The following is a 20114-nucleotide window of genomic DNA, read 5'->3' as shown; positions in this document are numbered from 1 at the left end:
TTACCACACTATATGTACAACAACCAGAGGAGGATACCCTTACATGACAGAACATGAATCGTTAGAGATGTTTCTGAACCGTGCGAAACAAGTCATCGACCATGCAACCGAACAGAATGAACTTTACAATAGGCAAGAACCACAAATTGATGCAGCCATCTATTCCAGTGCCCAACAGCAGCTGGAAGAAGCGTATCTCGATCTGCAAAAAGTATCCAACAGTGCCACACCACAACAAAGAGAAGAAATACAGCGCATAATGGCACAAATCCTGCAGCTCCAAAGCGATATGATCATCAACGAATAAATGAAAAAGCACCCAACGAAATAGTACCAGGCACCGATCTGGAAGCGTTGCGCTGCAACGACTTCTGAACGGTGCCTGGTACTGTCTATTCTTTCTTTTCCTTTAAATACTCGTGATAAGGGAAAGGTTCCTCGGGTTTACGAGGACCGACGTGGAAGACAATCAGTTCTGGGAAGTTATAAATTTCGGATATATGTTCTTTCGGAATTTTTTTCTTTTCGGTATTGCTTATGTAATAGAAATGATCATACTCCGTGAGTAAAGTGATGCCCTCATAAGGAAACACCGCTTCTCCGTTCTCCTTCACCTTGATGCTCCTCTCTGGAAGCTCATTCGATTCAGAAGATGTGTGGATTTTGACCCAACCCGTATAGCCTACAGGGATGAGAATGTCATAATCTGCCCGAGCAGGATCTGGTTTCGGTATGAATTTCGTATAATCAGGATCCCGATTTTGATTGAATTCGTTCAATCGTTTCATAATCGCCTAATTCGGTAGAAGAAAAACCAGATATCGGGCCAAAGTGAATCCTCTCTTTTGGAATGGTCTTTTTTTCGCCACTCTCACTAACAAAAAAATACTCATTGTCCAAAAGGGAAGCCCCTTCAAATTCAGTAGAAGTCCAAGCTACTCCTTTTTCATTGAATTGGATGACTCTGAAATCACCTTCTTTTTCCAACGCTGGTTTACCAGGCCGGTCGTAAAAGACGTACAGCCAACCTTTATGATCTTCAGGTACATAATATTTCGTCAAAGGCGGATTACCACTTACGAATCCGATTTGATCACTAAAACCGAACCACCCTAAGGAGCTTAGGATTAAGATAGAGCTTACGATTCCACTGATCATCTTCGTTTTCCGATCAGGCACACGATTCAGAAAAGGCATCCATCTTTTGAGCAGTTCATCCATTCCCCAGAAAACAGCTGCAATCGTGCTAACTAGCAACAGAATATAAAGAATATGTGTCCTCGGCTCTATCATCTTAAAAATCAACAACGGCACAATAACAAATCCCACATGTATTAAGAGGGCGTACAGCCATCTGTATTTCACCTTTTCGGGCAATATAACTTCTGCAAGGATAGATACAGGCACTCCGTACAGTCCAATTGTAAGGAGGACAAAAAACAAAACAATGAGTCCCACCATAAGTACACTGACATCGCCGTTAAATAACCCCTCTGCAACAAAAATCAACGTGACTACTATCCCCGTAAATAAGCCAGCAAGTATTTTACGCCATAGGAAAATCGCCCCCATACAACCACCCCTAAACCATTCATTTCAACCTTATTCTACCATAGTAAAAAGTACCAGGCACCGATCTGGAAGCGTTGCGCTGCAACGACTTCTGAACGGTGCCTGGTACATATCATTATTGGGCGGTGTAGCCTCCGTCGATGACGACGGCTTGCCCTGTGATCCCTTTAGCTTGTTCACTTGCTAGGAACAGCGTATAGTCTGCGATTTCTTTTACCGATAACAAACGTTTTTGAGGGACAAGTGGATAAATGACTTCCTCCATCACTTGTTCTTTTGTTACTCCACGGTTTTTGGCCAAGTCATCCAATTGATTTTGGACGAGTGGCGTATCAATGTATCCCGGACAGATGGCATTGACGGTTACGCCATGTTCCGCAGCTTCCAACGCGGTGACTTTCGTCAAACCGATCACCCCGTGCTTCGCGCTGTTGTAAGCAGCTTTTCCTGCGAAACCAACCAACCCATTGATAGAAGACATGTTCAATATCCGTCCGAAGCCTTGTTTCTTCATATAAGGGAGGACATGTTTCGTTGCGATGAACGGCGCAACCAGCATGACCCGTGTCAACAGCTCGAACTTCTCGGTCGGAAATTCCTCAACAGAAGAAATGTATTGAAGACCTGCGTTATTGACGAGAATATCCAGTCTGCCGTAATGCTCGACGGTTTTCTCGATCGAGGACTTCACTTCCTCTTCATTCGTCACATCACACTTCAAGCCTAGCGCATCGTATCCTTCATTGGTCAATTCTTTCGCTGCTCCTGATACGCCATCTTCATTCAAATCCGTCAGGACAACTTTTGCTCCTTGTTCGGCGAAGGACCTTGCGAGCTCATTTCCGATACCACTAGCTGCTCCTGTAATATATACGACTTTATCTTGAACCACAATGAAACCTCCTCAACGATTAAATCCCAAGTCCGAATGAGAATAAGACGACAGCTAATGCGAGACCGATCAACGGCACAATAACAGTCAAAGCACCGACAGCTCCATAGGCAGCTGCATGCGTTTCCCCACAGATTGCACGAACGGTCGTGACGACATATCCGTTGTGCGGCAAGGAATCCAGCGCACCTGAGGAAATCGCGACTGTTCTGTGCAATGCCTCCGGATTGACGCCCATATCGATATAATGCGGCGCTAAGATCGGCAAGGCAATTGCCTGACCACCTGAAGCGGATCCTGTCATACCAGCAATCACACTGACCGCGATCGCACCACCGATGAGTGGACTTCCAGGTATGCTCGTCATCGCATTGACGGCAACATCGAATGCTGGCACCCCTTTCGCGACACCACCGAATCCGACGACAGCTGCAGTGTTACCAATTGCGATCAAAGCCCCAAGTGTACCACCAGAAACGGCTTCCCAGAAATCGGTGAAATACTTTCGATTCAACAGGTAGGCTGCAATGACACCACCGAGCAATGCGACAATCAACGCAGATTGCTTCAATGCATCATGAAAAATGAACGATATGATGAGTACAACGACCAGCGGCAATAGACCAGCGATCGGATTCGGCAATTCTTTTTCCGCTACTTCCGGATCGTCTTTTCTCGCTTCGAATTTTTCTCCATTCTTGACCGCTTTCGTAATCATCTTCCTTAGCCACCAATATCCGAACACCGCCATGAACACAGCGACAATCAAACTGACTTCCCAACCTGCGTATGGTGAAGTGCCTAAATACTCAATTGGAATCCAGTTTTGAATTTCAGGTGATCCGGCTGAAGTCATCGTAAAGGTGACCGAGCCGAATGCCAATGAGGCAGGAATGAAACGTCGTGGCAAATTCGCTTGTTTGAATAGCCCTACTGCCATCGGATAAACCGAGAACGCGACAACGAACAAGCTCACGCCACCATATGTCAAAATGGCACAAGCCAACACGATCGCCAGCACAGCCTGCTTCATACCAAGTTTTGCTACAATCCACTTGGATACACTATCGGCCGCGCCACTATCTTCCATGACTTTTCCGAAAATCGCACCTAGCAAGAACATTAAAAACCAGGCGGCGACAAATCCTGAAAATCCAGCCATGTAATTTCCGACTAAGTTCGCTTCACCCTCTGCCGCTAGCTGTGGAAACAGTGGAATGCCACTGAGGGCAGCAACAAAGAGCGCACATAGAGGTGCAACAACCAACAGGTTCATACCCCTCATCGTTAAGACAATTAATAAGATGAGTCCCCCTAGTAAACCAATCATGCTTAACATCTGATATCCTCCCTTGACGAAACAGTTTTGTGGAACCGCTTTCAAATTTTCACAGTTAATCTATTTAAAAATAACAGGCGATTCCGTTCTCCCAGATAAGTAATGCAATAATCGTGCCAACTTTTCATCACTGCTCTATCACTTGTTACAAATTATTGAACGTTTTCATTTTTCCGAAAAATCGGAAACAAGCACCGAATAACCTCTCTAAACCCTTGTCAATCATAAAAATTCCAGAATTCCGGACAGTATTCCGGGATTCTGGAATCATTCACAACAAACCGTATTTGTTCAATTTTTCATAAAAGCTGGACTTACCGATGCCAAGCGTCTTAGCAGCAGCCAGTTTATTTCCGTCATTCTGATTGAGCGCATCGATCAATGCGTTGCGTTCCGTTTGTTCCAGGAGTTCCTTTAGCGACTTGTTCCCTACACGCAAGCTTTCCTGCTCAGTCAGATAGTCGGGTAATGCCTCGAGATCGATTGTCTCCCCATATGTCAGATGGACCGCAGCTTCAATGACATTCTCCAGCTCTCGGATATTGCCTGGCCAATTATGGCGACGGAACACTTGCATCACGTTGTTTTCCATTCCTTGAATCCGTTTCCCCGTCCTTCTCGTCACTTTCTCAAGAAAGTGATTGATTAGCGGTAAAAGATCGTCTTTCCGCTCACGAAGTGCAGGAATGTGGAGCTGAAATCCGTTGATCCGGTAAAATAAATCTTCGCGGAACAATTTTTCCTGGACCATCTTCTCTAGCGGACGGTTCGTCGCCGCAATCACCCGGACATTCACTTTCTCCGTCTTGTTCGCACCGATCGGTTCAATCTCTTTTTCCTGAAGTACGCGTAACAGCTTGACTTGCATCTGCAGAGGCATGTCCCCGATTTCATCCAGAAAGAGCGTCCCTCCATTTGCAAGGATGAACTTTCCGACTTTCCCGCCTTTTTTCGCTCCGGTAAACGCACCTTCAACATACCCGAACAACTCTGACTCAAGAAGATGCTCTGGAATCGCCGCACAGTTCACTTTCACGAATGGCGCAGTACTCCGTTCACTGAGCTGATGGATACTATGGGCAAAAAGCTCCTTACCTGTTCCACTTTCCCCACGGACGAGAACGGAAATATCCCCGCTGGAGATTTTCTTCACCCGTTTTTCCAATTCCAGCATAGCCTCAGAATTGCCGACGAGATCATTCAATGAATATTTCGCGCCATTGTTCGCCGTCCATTCTTTCCGGTAAAATTCCAGCTCTGAAAATAGACTCTTCACATGACTATTCATCTTCTTCCACTGTTCCGTATCGCGGAAAATGACCGTTCCGAGTGCTGCGACAACTTGTCCTTCATGAAAAATGGGAATCCGGTTTGCAATCATATAGTTCCCTTTAATGAACTGCAAATCGGCGATTTCTTTTTCACCGGTCTCTGCTACAATATGCATTCTCGTGTTTTCAATCACTTCCGTCACATGCTTGCCAATCACTTCTTTGGAATCCACTTCAAGGAATTCGCAATACGTTTTGTTCATAAAACGAATGACACCTTCAGGATCGACGACTACAACCCATTCGAAAGCGTTATCAATAATCGCTTCAAGAATTTGATTTTTGATTTGAAAATCGGTTTGCAGCATGATTGACCGTCCTCTCGTCCAACATTCTGTTTTTACTTTATCATAACTTTCGCAAATCATTAGAGGATTCTGAAGAAATGACAACTATTTTCCAACTATTACCTGTATAATGGTATAGGTTACTAGGGAGGGAGAAATCATGATTAGAAGTTTAAAATTTTTGATCCTTGCATTCGTATGTATATCCGTGTCTTTCGTGCTGACCTTCTCTTTTCCAAATGGCAAACCTTTGGGAGAGCAAGTTTTTTCTGCACTAGGGATTCCATTTTATACTAACCCTGAAACACAAACGGGTGTAAATATGTTGGCGATAGGTATTCTGGTTGTATTCTTGTTCGGACTCATATTTCTTTTCCACTCGTTCCAGAAATATCAATTACTGGTCGTATTCTTGACGATCTTTGTTTTGATGTCTGTGCCTTCCTTTATCATGAAAGTCTATCAATCTACTGCTGCAAATGGAGTATACGCCATTACTTATGGAAAAGAGTATAGCAGTTGTGAATTTCAATTTGATGAGGAAAAAGAAATCCTCAACGGGGAATGCAGCATCCCATTAAGAAACCATAGTAATGACATTCTTGATATTTCAATCGAACTTTTGGATTGGAATCATTCAGAGGAAAGGAAGACTACCTCTCTGATGACAATGGATGGACCCCTGCAAATTCAATTGAGACCAAATGAAAGTAAGATCTTCCATTTTGAAAAAGCCATCGATGTCAGTCAGTTGGGGCGAGGAAAATATCCATACGGTGGTAACTATTTTTATATTGATTTAATCCTTTCTGATGGAAAGAAAAATATTGAATTGAGTGGATAAATCAAGCACGATTCTCCCTGTTATGGCATATGGATAATTACAATAGCCTTTTTATGGGGGAGTTGTATGAAGGAGACATCCGTCTTGATCATATTGGTCTTGTACCTTTTGCTTATCATCGTGCTGCAGAACGCCATATTCCACAACAAGCATGATTCCAATTCAAATCCTCACTCCAATCCGATTACGATTGTGGGTAACATCGGACCCACCACCTATGAAGACGGGACATTGAACATCCAATATATCGGATATCCATATGTTCCTTTCCGGACTTAAGAAAAGGACTGAACGAGTCAATTCGACTGCGTCAGTCCTTTTGTTTTGATGGCAATTTTATCGTAAACTTCGTCCCCTGGCCTTTTGTACTTTCCACTTCAATTGATCCATCGTGAAGTTCCACAAGCTGCTTTACGATCGATAATCCGAGGCCGAATTCTCCTAACGGATTATTTTTTCTTGAAATGTCCGCTTTATAGAACCGGTCCCAAATTGACTCGATGTCGTTCCGATCGATCCCTATTCCGTTATCCGTAATTTCGATGATTGTCTCGTCGTGACCCATATGACCCGATAGCTCAATATGTCCGCTCGTTGTAAACTGCATGCTGTTTTGTGTGATATTCAATATGATTTGTATGAGCCTGTCATAATCGGCATAGACCTTTAGATCGTCCTCCACGTTCATCACGATCTCGTTTTGTTGGGCATCCGCTTGATACAACAGTTGTTCTTTGATAATTTCAAAGACTTCCCTCAGAACAATCGTTTCTTTTTCAAGCTTGATCTGATTGGAACGGATTTTTTCATAATCGAGGTTTTCATTGACCAGCCGGATGAGCCTTCTCGTTTCTTTTTCGACCAGGTCCATTGATTTATCCCGATCTTCATATGGGATCATGTCATTCCGAATGCCTTCGATCACCCCACGGATCGTCGTCAACGGAGTGCGCATTTCGTGAGATACATCCCCGAGAAACTTTTTGCGACGAGCTTCTAAACGTTCAATTTCTTCATTCGATCTCTTCAAGCGTTTCGTCATCTCATTAAAATCCTTCGTCAGCTCTCCGATCTCGTCTGATTTCCCGTAAGGCACTTTTACGTTATAGTTACCTGAAGCGATTTGAGACGCTGCTTGCCGTAACCGCATGATCCTTTTTCCATGAGATCTCGATAAAAACCAACTCATCAAGAGCGCAACGATCAGGGACACGACCATCGTCAAGGTCAGAAACTTGTTCAATTGCTGGATGAACTGTCTCGTTCCACTGATTGGAGAAATGAGCAGTACGCCTCCCGAAAATTGATCCCCTTGCATTTTCGGGAAGGCGACCATCGTCACTTCCTGGTTGAATCGCTTTAAATCTTGTTTAACGGAAACCACCTCTCCATCCGAAAGTTTATCCCATTCTGTACCGGATAGCTTCAGTCCATTAATTCCCCTGTTCGGCGATTGGATGTCTCCTTCTTGGGTGAACGTTACGAACTGGATGTCCCGCGCTCTCAACATTTGAACATAGGTTGCAAACGCCACTTTTGCACCGATTTTATGATCGAGAATGGCACTTTCATTGACGATCTGATTGCCGTAGCTTTTCAGTTCATTCACCTTGGTCTGGAACACATAATCCTCTACGAACCTTGTAAAAAGGACGCTCAACAGTAGGAACGCAATAAGTAGAATGCTGATGTGAGTCCCGAGCAGTTGGTGAAAATACTTAACCTTCATCAGCGGTCACCGTTTCATCAAACTTGTAACCCACTCCCCAAATCGTATGGATGAACGGTCTTTCTTTTGAACCGATCTTTTTCCTGAGGCGTTTGATATGTACATCGACGGTCCGTTCGTCTCCATAAAACTGGTAGCCCCATACCCGCTCTAATAACTGTTCTCTTGAGAAGACTTGCCTCGGATGCTCAGCCATGTAATGCAGCAACTCAAATTCTTTTGGCGTGAGATCCCTTACCTGCTTTCCATCCAATAGGACGTCTCGTGTATTCTTATCGATTTTCAAATGCAGCGTTTCCAGGTTATGCGCACTACTTACATCGGTTTTCAGCTGGTAACGGCGCGCGACAGCTTTGATTCTCGCCATGAGCGTGAGCGGGCTGAAAGGTTTCGTCACATAATCGTCTGCCCCTAACTCCAAGCCTAGGACTTGATCGGATTCGCTGTCTTTCGCCGTCAGCATAATGATCGGGATACTGCTTTCTTCCCTTATCTTGTGGCAGATGGTCACTCCATCCATTCCTGGCAGCATCCAGTCCAGGATGATCAGATCCCAATCGCCTTCTTGAAACCGGGTATACCCCTTCAATCCATCCTGGATGAATTCGCCCTTGTACCCTTCCTTCGTGAAAAACATTTCAAGCATTGAACAGACGCTGTCGTTATCTTCAATCACCAAAATGTTCATCCATCATCACCATCTTTTACGCATAGATTTACTATTATCTTAACGGTTGCAGAGCGCTTTTTGGGGATTTTGAAAAGATTTCTAAATTTTTAATGGTTTGCTCATCGTTCGTTCATAGTTTGTTCATAAAGTCTGGATAAGCTATTAATAACTCATGGAAGGAGTGAAGGATTTTGTTGAAGAAAAAAGCGCTTTGGATTGGAACTTTAGGACTTGCGACTCTAGGGATGTTGAGCCCACAGTTTGTAGGAGCATCCACATCCGGTGAATCACCGTCTGTCGCCTTAGAGCAAAAAGAAGATTGGAAGTTGGGATTCCACTTCAAGAAACATCTGTTAGAGGATGAGTTCCAAGCTTTGTTGGACGCAGGTTATTCGAAGAAAGAAATTTTGAAAGCGTCCCATATCACAAACGCAAGTGACGCATCAATTGAAGACGTACTGCAAAATTATAAGGAAACAGGTTCTTGGAAGGAAACAGCAGAGCACTTCGGCTTGGATCCGGAACGACATATGAAGCGATCAATTGGAAAAGCGCTTCACAAAGACTTCAATAAGGAAAAATTCGAAACTCTGTTAGAGGACGGCTACACCAAAGAAGAGATCATGAAAGGCATCCATATCGCCAGAGCCGCAGATAAGACTGTGGAAGAAGTTTTGGAGGATTATAAAGGGACCAACTCCTGGGAAGAAACGATGAACAACTTGGGTGTTGAGAAAGAAGATCTCATGAAACATAAAGGCAAATGGGCGAAAGGTGCAAAATATCTAGAAGCTCATAAGGAAGAGGTCGTGAACTATTTGAGTGAATATACAGGTGAGCGTGTTGAGAACTTGAACGGTTACCTGGAAAACGACATGCGTTTGCATCATCTGGTCCGTGTAGCTGTCGTTGCGCACCTGAGTGATTCCACAATCAGCGAAGTGATCGAGTATAAACAAGCCGGACATAGCCGTGAAGAGTTTAAAGAGAAGTTCAGCATCGAGAAAGAAGAATTTCACACAGAAATGAAGAAAGTTTGGACAGAAATCAAGTCTTCCATCAAGGAATAGAACTATAATGGGTGAAAATCGTCCGATTCCAGTCAGGATCGGGCGATTTTTTCGTCTAATAAGTGTTGTGGAACTGTGGTTTTAGAAAAAAGGGCTCTTGTTTTGTAAAACTGAGGCGTAGTCTTGCAAAAAGGAGGGTTTGTTTTACAAAAATGAAGCTCAGTCTTGTAAAAAGAGTGTGGTGTTTTATAAATCGGGTTTATTTTACCATCAAAAATCCCTACCTCAATAGATAGGAAGGACATTTCAGCTTCCAAAGGGAATAAGTAGTTAGCCAAACTATTTAAACTGTGGAGGGAAATTTTATGTGGATCCAACCTGTGACACTGCAAGGCCGACGTGTAACAATACGACCGATGGAACGGGACGATATCAATGATTTATTTGAAGCGGGAAAGGACTCGGAAATCTGGACGTACATGCCGATGGATATCACAAGTCGCGAGGACATGGAAACACTCGTCCATCAAGCATTACAGGATAAAGAAGCAGGCACCGCATTCCCATTCGTCATCTATGATCATGAGCAAGAAAAGTTGGTCGGCAGCACACGGTTTCTCAACATCTCGGAAAAAGACCGACACCTTGAGATCGGCTGGACATGGTTGTCACCGTCCGTGTGGCGTTCGCAAGTCAATACACAGTGCAAATACCTTCTCTTAAAGCACTGTTTCGAGAATTTGTCGACCGTCCGTGTACAATTGAAAACCGATGCACGGAACATCCGCTCTCAAAACGCGATCGATCGAATCGGCGGAATCCGCGAAGGCGTCCTCCGCAAGTGTAAAATCATGCACAATGGTCATGTGAGAGACACGGTCTACTACAGTATCCTGGACGAGGAATGGCCAAGAGTGAGGGAGAAGATCGAGAAAAAACTCGTCGACTGATTTTCAATTTATTACCATAACGGGCGTTTGGACGTACCTTTGCCACAAACTATGCATACCTTGTTTATAACAATGGCTTGGCAAAGGAGTTAGTTGAATGGCACTTATTTCTGGTCAGCAATATATCGACCGAATCAATGAACTGAAGCCTGAAATTTGGGTCGACGGCAAACAAGTAAGTGGTAAGCTGTCTGAACATCCGGCCTTGAAGGGGATAATAAAGAGCAAAGCAAGACTGTACGATATACAGAAAGACCCGGATCACATCGATCATATGTCTTTCACAACATACTCAGGAGAGCAAGCTGGCATGGCTTTTCTCCCTCCGAGAACGAAGGAAGATCTGGAACGGAGACGAATCGCCATCCGAACATGGGCAAAGTCGTGCGGGGGATTGATGGGACGTTCTCCGGATTATTTGAACACCATCTTAATGACTTTTGCTCAATCTGCGGAACTCTTGAAATCCCAGGACCCTACTTTCTGTCAGAACATGATCAATCTTTATGAAAAAGCGGTCACCCATGATCTGTCATTCACCCATACATTCGTGCATCCTCAGATGAACCGCGGGCGTTTTCAGTTGGAATGGGCGGACAAACAGGTCGCTGCACACATAACGAGTAAAACAAAAGACGGCATCATCATCCGGGGGGCCCGCCTTCTCGCTACCCAAGGAGGATTGACGGATGAAATCATCGTTTTCCCACAAGGTGGTATTTCTGAACTGAGTGTAGCAAACGGTTTTTCACTGCCGGCAAATACACCTGGATTACGATTCATCGCAAGGGAATCCTTCGATTATGGAAAATCACATTTCGATCATCCACTTGGTTCCAGATTTGACGAACTGGATTCTATCGTCGTTTTTGACGACGTACTCGTCCCATGGGAAAATGTTTTTTTCTATGAAAACTTGGAACTCTCTCAACAGATCTATGATAAATCTAGCTTTTTCCAACACACCGTTCACCAGGTCGTCAATCGATGTATCGTCAAAACCGAATTCATTCTAGGCACGATCCAATTGATGATCCAGACGATCAACATCGGTGGATACGATCACGTTCAAGAGAAGGTTTCCGACATCATCATTGCGCTAGAAGCGATGAAAGCATTCGTATTATCATCGGAAATCCAGGCAGAAATCGATCAGTGGGGAACGATGACGCCTGCGAAGGAACCGCTTCACGCGGCCTTGACCTATTACGCTAAAATCTATCCGACCTTCAATGAGATCATCCAAATTCTCGGTGCGAGCGGACTTGTTTCCATACCAGGGGAAAATGATTTCAATTCTCCGATTCGGAAGGACCTCGATCTATACCTCCAAGGTGCGAACGCGAATGCCGAAGATCGGGTGAAGATTTTCCGTTTGGCCTGGGATCTGTCCATGAGTGCTTTCGGTACAAGACAGTCGTTATACGAACAGTACTTTTTCGGAGGACCACTGAGTCTATCAAAACGGCTATATCTAAGTTACTACCGGAATGAACAAATCCAATGGGTGAAAGAATTTCTTTCTATTGAAGATGATGAAGACAGCTGATGGACAGCTGTCTTTTTACAATGAAAAAAGAGGGTGACTCGATCCTGTCACCCTCCGTCCTTTACTTACGTCTTTGTTTTTTATGATGGTCGATGATGATCTTCTCAATCTCGTAATAGTTCAACATGGAAACCGCTCCCTTTCGTCTTTTGTTACTCTTAGTTTACGAATTTCCATGTCGTTTCTTAACGGTCAGCGGTATGGACTTTTCTCAGTCTCTGGAATGAACTTTACTTCCGTCTAAGACCCAATTCTATGCAACAGCTCATATGGCTTCACTTTCACCGATTCAACTGGCACTGTCTCTGTTGACTTCAATGCGTCATATACCCGTGTCGCCATATGTGGCCGCGTAATGTAATCTTCCACATTCCCTTCGGTCAATCGGACGAATTTCGCCTCTCTTATCTCGGAATCTTGCTTTACGATTTCTGCGTTCAATGCCACCCCTTCAAAAACGATACTGACGATTCGGCTCGTCGTATTTTGGTAAACGCCTGTCGTTTTATCGATTCTCACTTCTATCCCAGTTTCCTCGAGAATTTCCCGTCGGAGCGCAGTTTCAAGCACTTCCCCCTCTTCAACCTGACCTCCTGGCAGCTCCCACGTATCACTCCGCCAATTGGTTTTGACCAGCAGCACTTCCCCTTCAGCATTTCTGATCAGTGCTGAAACGGCAACGATATGTCTTGGCACATGGTAGTTTTCCGTTGGTTCCATGAATTCCTGTTTACTAGAGAGGATCGCAGGAGCGATGGCTGGTCGCTTTTCTTGTGCTGTTTTGTGCATCTCATCACTTCGAACGAGCGATTCAATTTTTTCATATGCTTCAAAACTCTCATACTCCCAGATTGCAGTGATATGCCGACGGTTCTCACTGACCCACCGACCGACGAGCTTAGACCCATGTTTCCGCTGATTCGGCAATAAATATGTATGGAAAAAATCGTTGAAAGCTTCCAAATAGGCTGGGTCAATCTCATATGTCTTTTTCCGATATATCAATGTGCTCCTCCTATTTTTGTCTTTGGGTCCCACATTCGGTCCACTTCAACCAAATCGGCCCCCTCGAACGTCAATTTGTAAACATCGGGCATCGTCAACTGTTTCCAAAAATCGAGATCATAGGATGCGTTGAAGTGCTTCATCGTCAGCACCATCATATTCCCATGTGACCCGATGACGATGTTTTTCCCTTTGTGCTCCTCCAACAACACACGGAGTATATCGCCGCCACGCTGTTGAGCCGTTTCATTGGATTCTCCACCTGGAAAAGCGTAATCTGGCTCCGACCACAACCGATCGACGGCAGCTGGGAAATCATCCACTGGTTCCTCCGCTAATCGCCGTTCTTTCAACTCCTCAATGATGTGCACATCCAACCCGCGGTCTTCCGCTACACCTTTTACCGTTTCAATCGCTCGCGCATACGGACTGGAGAAAACGAGGTCTACAGGGACATCCTTGAACTGTTCCCTTACCCGTTCTGCATCTTCAGCCCCTCGATCGGAAAGCTTACGCCCATACTCATCCGGCGTATAATCGGAATGAGCATGCCGTACAAAATAAATGACTGTCATATTGTCCTCCTTTAAAACCACGTTCGCTGGAAACCACCTTCTGTATGGATCACCTGACCTGTCACCCATTCCGCTTCCTGACTTGCTAAAAACCGGATCAACCGTGCAGCATCTACTGGCGTACCTACGCGCCCCATCGGAAACTTCGGCAACAATGCATTTTTCAGCTCCTCTTCCATCCAGCCTGTGTCATTAGGTCCTGGGTTGACGGCGTTGATTGTCATCCCTTTTTTCGCGAGATCAGGGACAAGCGTTTTCGTGATGTGTTCGATGGCACCTTTCGTAATCGCATACGATAATTCGTTACTCATCGGTTCTAGTGATTGACCGGATGTCAGGTTGATGACCCGGCCACCGCTTCCATTTGTAAAACCTCTCGCAAAATACGACGTCAACAGCGTGGTCGCTTTTACATTGATGGCATAATGCCGGTCCAGGCTTTCCGGATCAATCGTTTCATAGGAATCCATCGTCGAATAGCAAGCATTATTCACGAGGATATCTGGGTAACCGAGCGCCTCTTCCACCGTTCTCAGGAGTGTCGGGATTTCTTCTGCATTCGATAAGTCCCACTCCAGCTTGTAGCATCGTACCCCTTTTTCCTCAATGGATGCTTGGAGAATGGATGGATCTTCTTCCCCCATTTCCAACTCCAGCTCCCGGTCATAGTTCGACCAATAGGTGAAAAAGATATCACAGCCGGCATCAGCGAGCTCCAGACAAGTCGCTGCACCGATTCCTTTCAAGCGGCTCGCGCCGGTCACCAATGCAATTCTTCTTTTTTCCATATAAAACAACTCCTTATTGTGCGAGTGAATGCTCGGTCTTCACTCGTCGATTCTCTTGCACCACCATCACCGCACTCAATACGAAGAAGATGCCGACGATCTGCCACATACTAAGCTGTTCCTGAAACAGGATGACCCCGACCAACGTAGCGATGACCGGTTCGACCGTTGCCGTGATGGAAGCCCGGCTTGATTCTACGAACTGCAGTCCAACGGTGTACAGCATATAAGCGAGCACCGTCGACACGAACCCGATTCCTACGGCGTTCATCAATACCCCAGATTGCAGGATGACATCCGTCTTCTGCCAACAAAGCCCCGTCACAGGTATGAGCGCAACAGAAGCGTAAATGAAGGTGTATGTGATGACGGTGAGTGAAGAATATTTCTCCAGGGCATACTTTCCGAAAATGCTGTACAGCGCATATCCAAGTCCAGATCCAAGACCTGCTAATACACCAAACAAGGAAGCATTGCTCGCACCACCTGGCAATATGCCGATGACAAACATACACCCGAAGAAAGTCATACATAGCGCGAGAATCTTACGTTTCGTGAACCATTCCTGGAATAAAAACCTGGATAAAATCGTGACGATCGCAGGTGCTGTATACAATAAAATCGCGGCAACAGCGATGGACGTTTCCTTGATGGCCGTAAACAAACACCAGTTGAAGAAGACGATGCTGAAAATACCGGTACCAATGAAGTACATGCTGTCCCGCCAATTGATCTTCAACAGCTTGACATCTTTTATGGAGACAAATAGGATGAGAAGGATCGCTGCCACCATCACCCGAATTGCAACGATTTCCAATGCCGTAAATCCATATGTATAAAGTCCTTCAACGAAAATAGCGATGAGCCCCCAGAGGGATGCGCCAAGTGCGATGAATAGATATGCCCACTTCTTCATAGATGTCTCCCCTATCTTTTTAAAAATCGAATGCCACATTACATTCGATACAGGATTCGAGAATTCCTTTTCTTAACTGGAGGTTTAGGATATGAAAATATGTGCGCTACAACCATCCGATCTGGATGAAGTCCAGGAACTGTTCCAGAAAACGATTGTAACGGTGAATAGAAGCGACTACTCAGAAGAACAAACGAAACGCTGGTCCGAACAGACGAAGTGGAAAGAGAATCTCCTTCATCATCATTCTTATGTAGCAGTAGATGAAGCGCAAATCATCGGTTTTGCAACCCTGAGTCATAATGGATCCATTGAAATGCTGTATGTCCATCATGCTTTTCAAGGTCAGAAAGTCGCCTCCAAGTTGTTGGATGTACTTGAAAAAATTGCGCATGAGCTCGACCTTGAAGAACTCGTAACCGAAGCGAGCATCACGGCGAAACCGTTTTTTGAAAAGAAAGGCTTCTTTGTTGAGGAAGAACAAGTGAAATGGATCCAGGACACGCCTTTCACCAACTATCGGATGCTTAAAAAGCTTAATCACTGATCAAAGTGCGAACTTGACAAAAAGTTCGTACTTTTTTTATGAAACTAATGTATCATCAAAACGTATAAACAATTGGAATCATGTTCCAGAGGAGGGGAATTCATGAATCACGTCATCACGGTTGAAAGCTTATCGAAAAAGTACGGAGAAGTACAGGCAGTCCAGGATATTTCTTTTTCAGTTCGTAAAGGGGAAATTTTCGGGATCATAGGTCCGAACGGTGCCGGTAAAACCACGACGATCGAGATGTTGGAAGGCATTCGGAAGCCGGACAGCGGAACGATCGATGTCCTTGGGCTCGTTCCAAGTAAACAACTGAGAGAGTTGAACAAACGGATCGGTGTCCAATTCCAGGCCACTTCCATCCAAAAGAAAATGAAAGTGAAGGAAGCGCTGGATCTGTTTTCATCGTTCTACAACAAACCGACTCAGAAAGATCACCTCATCGATTTATTAGGGCTAGGCGAAAAGCTGAATGTCCAGTTCGATGATTTATCGGGTGGTTGGAAGCAAAGAGTGACCCTGGCACTTGCTACGCTTCACCAACCTGAGATCCTGTTTTTGGATGAACCGAGTATGGGGCTCGATCCACACGCACGGAGGGAAATGTGGTCGATGATCCAACTACTGAAAGAACAGGGATGTACCATCGTCATTACGACGCATTACATGGAAGAAGCAGAAAAGCTTTGTGACCGGGTTGCGATGATTTATGGTGGACAATTGAAAGCCCTCAACACCCCAGAAGAGCTGTTGGATGAAATGGCAGTCCATTATCTCGCATTCGAAAGCGACGGTTTGGAGTATGATTATTTGCTGTCCCTTCCGGATGTCGTCAGGGTGGAGCAGGATCAATCCACCTACAAAGTATTCAGCGATGATCAGCAGAACACCGCTTACCACATATTCAAGTATTGCAACGAGAAAGGCATCACCTTGAAAGACTTCAAGTTTGAAAAAGGCTCTCTAGACGATTTGTTCGTCCATTACCTGGAAAAGGAGCGATCCGCATGACGGCGATGGTGAAACTAGCTGGCTTAGAGACGAAAATGTTTTTCAGGGATCGCTTGAGCGTATTTTGGACGTTCTTATTCCCTGTGTTGATGATTTGGTTGTTCGGTTCCATGTTCGACGGCAATGACATGAATGGAATGAGCTTTGCGGAGTTGTACGTCCCTTCGTGGATCGGGGTCAACATCGTGACCACATCATTCTTCACACTCGGAACGGTGTTGGCCGGCTACCGCGAGACCGGTGTACTGCGCCGCTATCAATCTACTCCGTTGCAGCCCTGGAAGATTCTTGCCGCACACACATTCCAGGGAACGGTCATCTTCTTCATTTCAGCAGTCTTGCTGATGATTTTCGGTATGTTGATGTATGATTTGACGTTACCCGCGTATATCGGAAGTACGTTGCTTGCTTTATTGATCAGTATTCTGGCGTTTTTCCCTTTTGCGCTGTTTTTGACGTCACTGGCGAAAAACACCCAAGCAGCGGCGGCGATCAGTTCATTGTTCTTGAACCTGATGCTGTTCCTATCAGGCGCGACTTTCCCGCTTGATTTCATGCCGACGATCTTGCAGTACGTAGCGAAAGTCCTTCCGCTCTATTACGTCATTCAGCTGTTGCGTGGCACGTGGAACGATGCACCGATCACCGATTATCCGTTGGAAGTCGGGGTACTGCTCGGGATAGCGGTCGTCTCCATCATCCTCGCCTCCCGATTCTTCCGTTGGAGTGGGAAGTAAGAGGAGCGTGGTAATTGTGACGTAATTTGGATTAATTCTACCCAAATTGGAGTTTATCCTGTCCAATCGTGGATTAATTCTAATCACAGTCGAATTAATTCTCACCAAACACAGAATAATTCTATCCAATCATAAAAAAATGACCCAGAGAATCCTCTGGGTCATTCATTTCTAATTAACCTTTATTAACGACGATTTCGTCATCGACGAAATCCACCTTAATTTTCATTACGTCTTCTTCATCCAGCAGCAGGTCGGCAATTCCGTCCTCCACTTTTTCTTGAAGTACACGGCGGATCGGACGAGCACCGAATCGTGGATCGTAACCGAGTGAAGCGATATGTTTCTTCGCTTCTTCCGTTACTTCAATTTCACGCCCTTCATCTTTTACCATTTCACGGATATCCTCGAGCATGAGGTCGACGATTTGTACAAGGTGATCTTGAGACAATTCGTTGAATGGAACAATCCCGTCAAAACGGTTCAAGAATTCAGGTTTGAAGTAAGCACTTAATCTTTCAAGTACAGACACCGCTTCTGATCCATGGTTCTCAAATCCCATCTTGATCTTCTTCTCACCCGTGCCTGCGTTACTCGTCATGATGATGACCGTATCCTTGAAGCTTACGGTACGACCCTGACTGTCCGTCAATCGACCATCCTCCATGATCTGAAGGAACATGTGCTGCACATCCGGGTGCGCCTTTTCAATCTCATCCAGCAAAATGATGCTGTATGGGTTGCGGCGCACGCGCTCGGTGAGTTGACCAGCTTCATCATGACCGACATATCCTGGTGGTGAACCGATGAGCTTGGACACGGAGTGTTTTTCCATATACTCACTCATGTCCAGACGGATCATCGCATCCTTCGAGCCGAACAGTTCTTTAGCCAGCGTTTTAGTCAGTTCGGTCTTACCGACACCAGTCGGTCCGACGAATAGGAATGCACCGATCGGGCGTACTTTGGATTTCAGACCAGCACGGCTACGGCGTATTGCTTTCGCTACCTTCTGAACCGCTTCGTCTTGACCAATCACACTTGATCCAAGACGTTCCGCAAAATTCTTCAGTTTGTTTTGTTCGTCGTTCTGCAGTTTGCGGACTGGGATACCTGTTTTCTCTTCGACGATGTATTGCACATCCACGATTGTGATTTCAGGCATATCCTCTGGTTTTGTAGCAGTCTGGTTCTGAAGCTTCAGTTCTTCATCACGGAGTTTTGCAGCACGCTCATAATCTTCTTGTTGCGTCGCTTCTTCCTTTTCTTTTGCAATCGCAGCGAGACGTTCTTCCACGTCATCTTCGCTTGTACCAGCGTGTTTCAAGTTCATTTTAGAACCGGCTTCATCCATCAAGTCAATCGCCTTGTCTGGTAGGAATCGATCCTGGATGTAGCGTTTGGATAGCGTTACGCATGCACGAAGTGCTTCGTCCGTATAACGAATTTCGTGATACTTCTCATATTTCTCTTTCAATCCTTGTAGGATCTCCACTGCTTCCTCTTCTGTCGGTTCTTTGACCATGACAGGTTGGAAACGACGTTCGAGCGCAGCGTCTTTTTCAATTTGACGATATTCCTTCAACGTCGTTGCACCGACGAGTTGAAGCTCTCCACGCGCAAGGGCAGGTTTCAGAATGTTTCCTGCATCCATCGAACCTTCTGCAGACCCTGCACCGACCAAGAGATGAATCTCATCTACGAAAAGGATCACGTTCTTGCGCTCTTTCACTTCCTTGATCAGTTGCTTCATACGTTCTTCGAATTGACCACGAATCCCCGTATTTGCAACGAGTGATGACACGTCCAGGAGGTATACTTGTTTATTAAGGAGCTTTTTCGGTGCCTCCTGGTTCGCAATCTTCAACGCAAGTCCTTCTGCAATGGCCGTCTTACCGACACCTGGTTCCCCGATCATGACTGGGTTGTTTTTGTTTCGACGGTTCAGGATCTCTGTGACCCGTTCTACTTCTTTGTCACGTCCGATGACCGGATCGATCAGACCTGCTTTTGCTGCGTCCGTCAAATTACGTCCGAGGTCATCTAAGAGACCGCCGCCTTTTTTACCTTGTCCAGGACCGGCTTGCCCTTGTTGCTCCTGTTGGTGATCCATGAAGTCGTTCATATCGAATCCACCCATGTTTTTCCCCATGAAAGGATTCATGTTACTTGGCTGCTTCATTTCGCTCTGGATTTCTTTATAGCATTTCGGGCAGAGTCGAATCTGCTTCGTAATACCGTTTATGTGAAGAGTCATTCGTACATTTGCTTCATTAACTTGACAGTGTTGGCAACGCATAATAATGACCTCCTTGTAAAAGTAGAATTAATTGTTGGTGAAGTCTTAGCTTTAATCAAA

Annotated in this window: 21 protein-coding genes; 9 read left to right on the top strand and 12 right to left on the bottom strand. The window is 45.2% G+C overall.

Annotated features, from left to right (window positions below; translation table 11 throughout):
- Positions 1 to 43: 43 nt before the first annotated feature.
- Entirely contained in the window at positions 44 to 307 is a 264-nt protein-coding gene (locus ACSVDE_RS01345; RefSeq protein WP_439299166.1) for a DUF2524 family protein, read from the top strand.
- 85 nt (positions 308 to 392) lie between these two features.
- On the opposite strand, the gene ACSVDE_RS01340 is transcribed toward ACSVDE_RS01345, so the two are convergent.
- The 5 genes from ACSVDE_RS01340 to ACSVDE_RS01320 all read right to left on the bottom strand — a co-directional run bounded on the left by ACSVDE_RS01340 (position 393) and on the right by ACSVDE_RS01320 (position 5442).
- Positions 393 to 788, bottom strand: a complete 396-nt coding sequence (locus tag ACSVDE_RS01340; protein WP_439299165.1) for a hypothetical protein — start codon at positions 786 to 788, stop codon at positions 393 to 395.
- On the bottom strand, positions 748 to 1572 hold the full coding sequence (locus ACSVDE_RS01335) for a DUF6843 domain-containing protein (RefSeq protein WP_439299164.1): 825 nt from the start codon (positions 1570 to 1572) through the stop codon (positions 748 to 750). The genes ACSVDE_RS01340 and ACSVDE_RS01335 overlap by 41 nt, the downstream gene beginning before the upstream one ends.
- A 115-nt stretch (positions 1573 to 1687) precedes the next feature.
- Entirely contained in the window at positions 1688 to 2464 is a 777-nt protein-coding gene (locus tag ACSVDE_RS01330) for a 3-hydroxybutyrate dehydrogenase (RefSeq protein ID WP_439299163.1), read from the bottom strand.
- Positions 2465 to 2483: 19 nt separating this feature from the next.
- Positions 2484 to 3803, bottom strand: coding sequence for a GntP family permease (locus ACSVDE_RS01325; RefSeq protein WP_439299162.1), 1320 nt, complete (start codon positions 3801 to 3803; stop codon positions 2484 to 2486).
- 271 nt (positions 3804 to 4074) lie between these two features.
- A complete protein-coding gene (locus tag ACSVDE_RS01320) occupies positions 4075 to 5442 on the bottom strand; it encodes a sigma-54 interaction domain-containing protein (RefSeq protein WP_439299161.1) in 1368 nt (455 codons plus the stop codon).
- Positions 5443 to 5581: 139 nt separating this feature from the next.
- Here ACSVDE_RS01320 and ACSVDE_RS01315 point away from each other — a divergent pair, with 139 nt between their 5' ends.
- Positions 5582 to 6265, top strand: coding sequence for a hypothetical protein (locus tag ACSVDE_RS01315; RefSeq protein ID WP_439299160.1), 684 nt, complete (start codon positions 5582 to 5584; stop codon positions 6263 to 6265).
- A 66-nt stretch (positions 6266 to 6331) separates the two neighbouring features.
- Positions 6332 to 6544, top strand: a complete 213-nt coding sequence (locus tag ACSVDE_RS01310) for a hypothetical protein (protein WP_439299159.1) — start codon at positions 6332 to 6334, stop codon at positions 6542 to 6544.
- A gap of 31 nt (positions 6545 to 6575) precedes the next feature.
- On the opposite strand, the gene ACSVDE_RS01305 is transcribed toward ACSVDE_RS01310, so the two are convergent.
- Both ACSVDE_RS01305 and ACSVDE_RS01300 read right to left on the bottom strand, forming a co-directional pair.
- Entirely contained in the window at positions 6576 to 7994 is a 1419-nt protein-coding gene (locus ACSVDE_RS01305) for an ATP-binding protein (RefSeq protein WP_439299158.1), read from the bottom strand.
- Positions 7984 to 8682: a winged helix-turn-helix domain-containing protein gene (locus ACSVDE_RS01300; RefSeq protein ID WP_439299157.1), complete on the bottom strand. Its 699-nt coding sequence runs from the start codon at positions 8680 to 8682 to the stop codon at positions 7984 to 7986. The genes ACSVDE_RS01305 and ACSVDE_RS01300 overlap by 11 nt, the downstream gene beginning before the upstream one ends.
- A 173-nt stretch (positions 8683 to 8855) precedes the next feature.
- On the opposite strand from ACSVDE_RS01300, the gene ACSVDE_RS01295 reads away from it, so the two are divergent.
- The 3 genes from ACSVDE_RS01295 (at position 8856) to hpaB (ending at position 12173) form a co-directional block, all read left to right on the top strand.
- Complete coding sequence (locus ACSVDE_RS01295) at positions 8856 to 9734, top strand: hypothetical protein (protein ID WP_439299156.1); 879 nt, start codon at positions 8856 to 8858, stop codon at positions 9732 to 9734.
- A gap of 305 nt (positions 9735 to 10039) precedes the next feature.
- On the top strand, positions 10040 to 10624 hold the full coding sequence (locus ACSVDE_RS01290) for a GNAT family N-acetyltransferase (RefSeq protein ID WP_439299155.1): 585 nt from the start codon (positions 10040 to 10042) through the stop codon (positions 10622 to 10624).
- Positions 10625 to 10721: 97 nt separating this feature from the next.
- Positions 10722 to 12173 carry a 4-hydroxyphenylacetate 3-monooxygenase, oxygenase component gene (hpaB, locus tag ACSVDE_RS01285; RefSeq protein WP_439299154.1) on the top strand — a complete coding sequence of 484 codons (1452 nt, stop codon included), beginning with the start codon at positions 10722 to 10724 and terminating at the stop codon, positions 12171 to 12173.
- Between the two features lie 240 nt (positions 12174 to 12413).
- Here hpaB and ACSVDE_RS01280 read toward each other — a convergent pair whose 3' ends face one another.
- Genes ACSVDE_RS01280 through ACSVDE_RS01265 form a run of 4 tightly spaced genes read right to left on the bottom strand, consistent with a single transcriptional unit; the run spans position 12414 to position 15457 of the window.
- Entirely contained in the window at positions 12414 to 13178 is a 765-nt protein-coding gene (locus tag ACSVDE_RS01280) for an NUDIX domain-containing protein (RefSeq protein ID WP_439299153.1), read from the bottom strand.
- A complete protein-coding gene (locus tag ACSVDE_RS01275; protein WP_439299152.1) occupies positions 13175 to 13753 on the bottom strand; it encodes a histidine phosphatase family protein in 579 nt (192 codons plus the stop codon). The genes ACSVDE_RS01280 and ACSVDE_RS01275 overlap by 4 nt, the downstream gene beginning before the upstream one ends.
- Before the next feature lie 11 nt (positions 13754 to 13764).
- Positions 13765 to 14541, bottom strand: coding sequence for an SDR family oxidoreductase (locus ACSVDE_RS01270; protein WP_439299151.1), 777 nt, complete (start codon positions 14539 to 14541; stop codon positions 13765 to 13767).
- Positions 14542 to 14554: 13 nt separating this feature from the next.
- Positions 14555 to 15457, bottom strand: coding sequence for a DMT family transporter (locus ACSVDE_RS01265; protein WP_439299150.1), 903 nt, complete (start codon positions 15455 to 15457; stop codon positions 14555 to 14557).
- A gap of 91 nt (positions 15458 to 15548) precedes the next feature.
- Between ACSVDE_RS01265 and ACSVDE_RS01260 the strand changes: the two genes are divergently transcribed.
- The 3 genes from ACSVDE_RS01260 to ACSVDE_RS01250 all read left to right on the top strand — a co-directional run bounded on the left by ACSVDE_RS01260 (position 15549) and on the right by ACSVDE_RS01250 (position 17755).
- Complete coding sequence (locus tag ACSVDE_RS01260; protein WP_439299149.1) at positions 15549 to 16004, top strand: GNAT family N-acetyltransferase; 456 nt, start codon at positions 15549 to 15551, stop codon at positions 16002 to 16004.
- Between the two features lie 102 nt (positions 16005 to 16106).
- A complete protein-coding gene (locus ACSVDE_RS01255) occupies positions 16107 to 17018 on the top strand; it encodes an ATP-binding cassette domain-containing protein (protein ID WP_439299148.1) in 912 nt (303 codons plus the stop codon).
- On the top strand, positions 17015 to 17755 hold the full coding sequence (locus ACSVDE_RS01250; RefSeq protein ID WP_439299147.1) for an ABC transporter permease: 741 nt from the start codon (positions 17015 to 17017) through the stop codon (positions 17753 to 17755). Before ACSVDE_RS01255 ends, ACSVDE_RS01250 begins: the two co-directional genes overlap by 4 nt.
- Positions 17756 to 17930: 175 nt before the next feature.
- Here the strand turns inward: ACSVDE_RS01250 and ACSVDE_RS01245 are convergent, their stop codons facing one another.
- The gene (locus ACSVDE_RS01245) at positions 17931 to 20054 is read right to left on the bottom strand and encodes an AAA family ATPase (RefSeq protein ID WP_439299146.1); all 2124 of its coding nucleotides are present in this window, start codon (positions 20052 to 20054) and stop codon (positions 17931 to 17933) included.
- Between the last annotated feature and the right edge of the window lie 60 nt (positions 20055 to 20114).

The organism is Pseudalkalibacillus sp. Hm43, assembly GCF_051842935.1.
GTDB lineage: Bacteria > Bacillota > Bacilli > Bacillales > Fictibacillaceae > Pseudalkalibacillus.
The sequence above is the reverse complement of the archived record's forward strand: the minus strand, read 5'-3'. Positions and strand labels throughout refer to the sequence as shown.

Excerpts from the sequence above, each read along its gene's own strand:
- ACSVDE_RS01315 (WP_439299160.1), top strand. The coding sequence starts at position 5,582 with ATGATTAGAAGTTTAAAATTTTTGATCCTTGCATTCGTATGTATATCC.
- ACSVDE_RS01325 (WP_439299162.1), bottom strand. The coding sequence starts at position 3,803 with ATGTTAAGCATGATTGGTTTACTAGGGGGACTCATCTTATTAATTGTC.
- ACSVDE_RS01320 (WP_439299161.1), bottom strand. The coding sequence starts at position 5,442 with ATGCTGCAAACCGATTTTCAAATCAAAAATCAAATTCTTGAAGCGATT.
- ACSVDE_RS01305 (WP_439299158.1), bottom strand. The coding sequence starts at position 7,994 with ATGAAGGTTAAGTATTTTCACCAACTGCTCGGGACTCACATCAGCATT.
- hpaB (WP_439299154.1), top strand. The coding sequence starts at position 10,722 with ATGGCACTTATTTCTGGTCAGCAATATATCGACCGAATCAATGAACTG.
- ACSVDE_RS01245 (WP_439299146.1), bottom strand. The coding sequence starts at position 20,054 with ATGCGTTGCCAACACTGTCAAGTTAATGAAGCAAATGTACGAATGACT.
- ACSVDE_RS01290 (WP_439299155.1), top strand. The coding sequence starts at position 10,040 with ATGTGGATCCAACCTGTGACACTGCAAGGCCGACGTGTAACAATACGA.
- ACSVDE_RS01340 (WP_439299165.1), bottom strand. The coding sequence starts at position 788 with ATGAAACGATTGAACGAATTCAATCAAAATCGGGATCCTGATTATACG.
- ACSVDE_RS01265 (WP_439299150.1), bottom strand. The coding sequence starts at position 15,457 with ATGAAGAAGTGGGCATATCTATTCATCGCACTTGGCGCATCCCTCTGG.
- ACSVDE_RS01310 (WP_439299159.1), top strand. The coding sequence starts at position 6,332 with ATGAAGGAGACATCCGTCTTGATCATATTGGTCTTGTACCTTTTGCTT.
- ACSVDE_RS01275 (WP_439299152.1), bottom strand. The coding sequence starts at position 13,753 with ATGACAGTCATTTATTTTGTACGGCATGCTCATTCCGATTATACGCCG.
- ACSVDE_RS01335 (WP_439299164.1), bottom strand. The coding sequence starts at position 1,572 with ATGGGGGCGATTTTCCTATGGCGTAAAATACTTGCTGGCTTATTTACG.
- ACSVDE_RS01300 (WP_439299157.1), bottom strand. The coding sequence starts at position 8,682 with ATGAACATTTTGGTGATTGAAGATAACGACAGCGTCTGTTCAATGCTT.
- ACSVDE_RS01250 (WP_439299147.1), top strand. The coding sequence starts at position 17,015 with ATGACGGCGATGGTGAAACTAGCTGGCTTAGAGACGAAAATGTTTTTC.
- ACSVDE_RS01260 (WP_439299149.1), top strand. The coding sequence starts at position 15,549 with ATGAAAATATGTGCGCTACAACCATCCGATCTGGATGAAGTCCAGGAA.
- ACSVDE_RS01270 (WP_439299151.1), bottom strand. The coding sequence starts at position 14,541 with ATGGAAAAAAGAAGAATTGCATTGGTGACCGGCGCGAGCCGCTTGAAA.
- ACSVDE_RS01255 (WP_439299148.1), top strand. The coding sequence starts at position 16,107 with ATGAATCACGTCATCACGGTTGAAAGCTTATCGAAAAAGTACGGAGAA.
- ACSVDE_RS01345 (WP_439299166.1), top strand. The coding sequence starts at position 44 with ATGACAGAACATGAATCGTTAGAGATGTTTCTGAACCGTGCGAAACAA.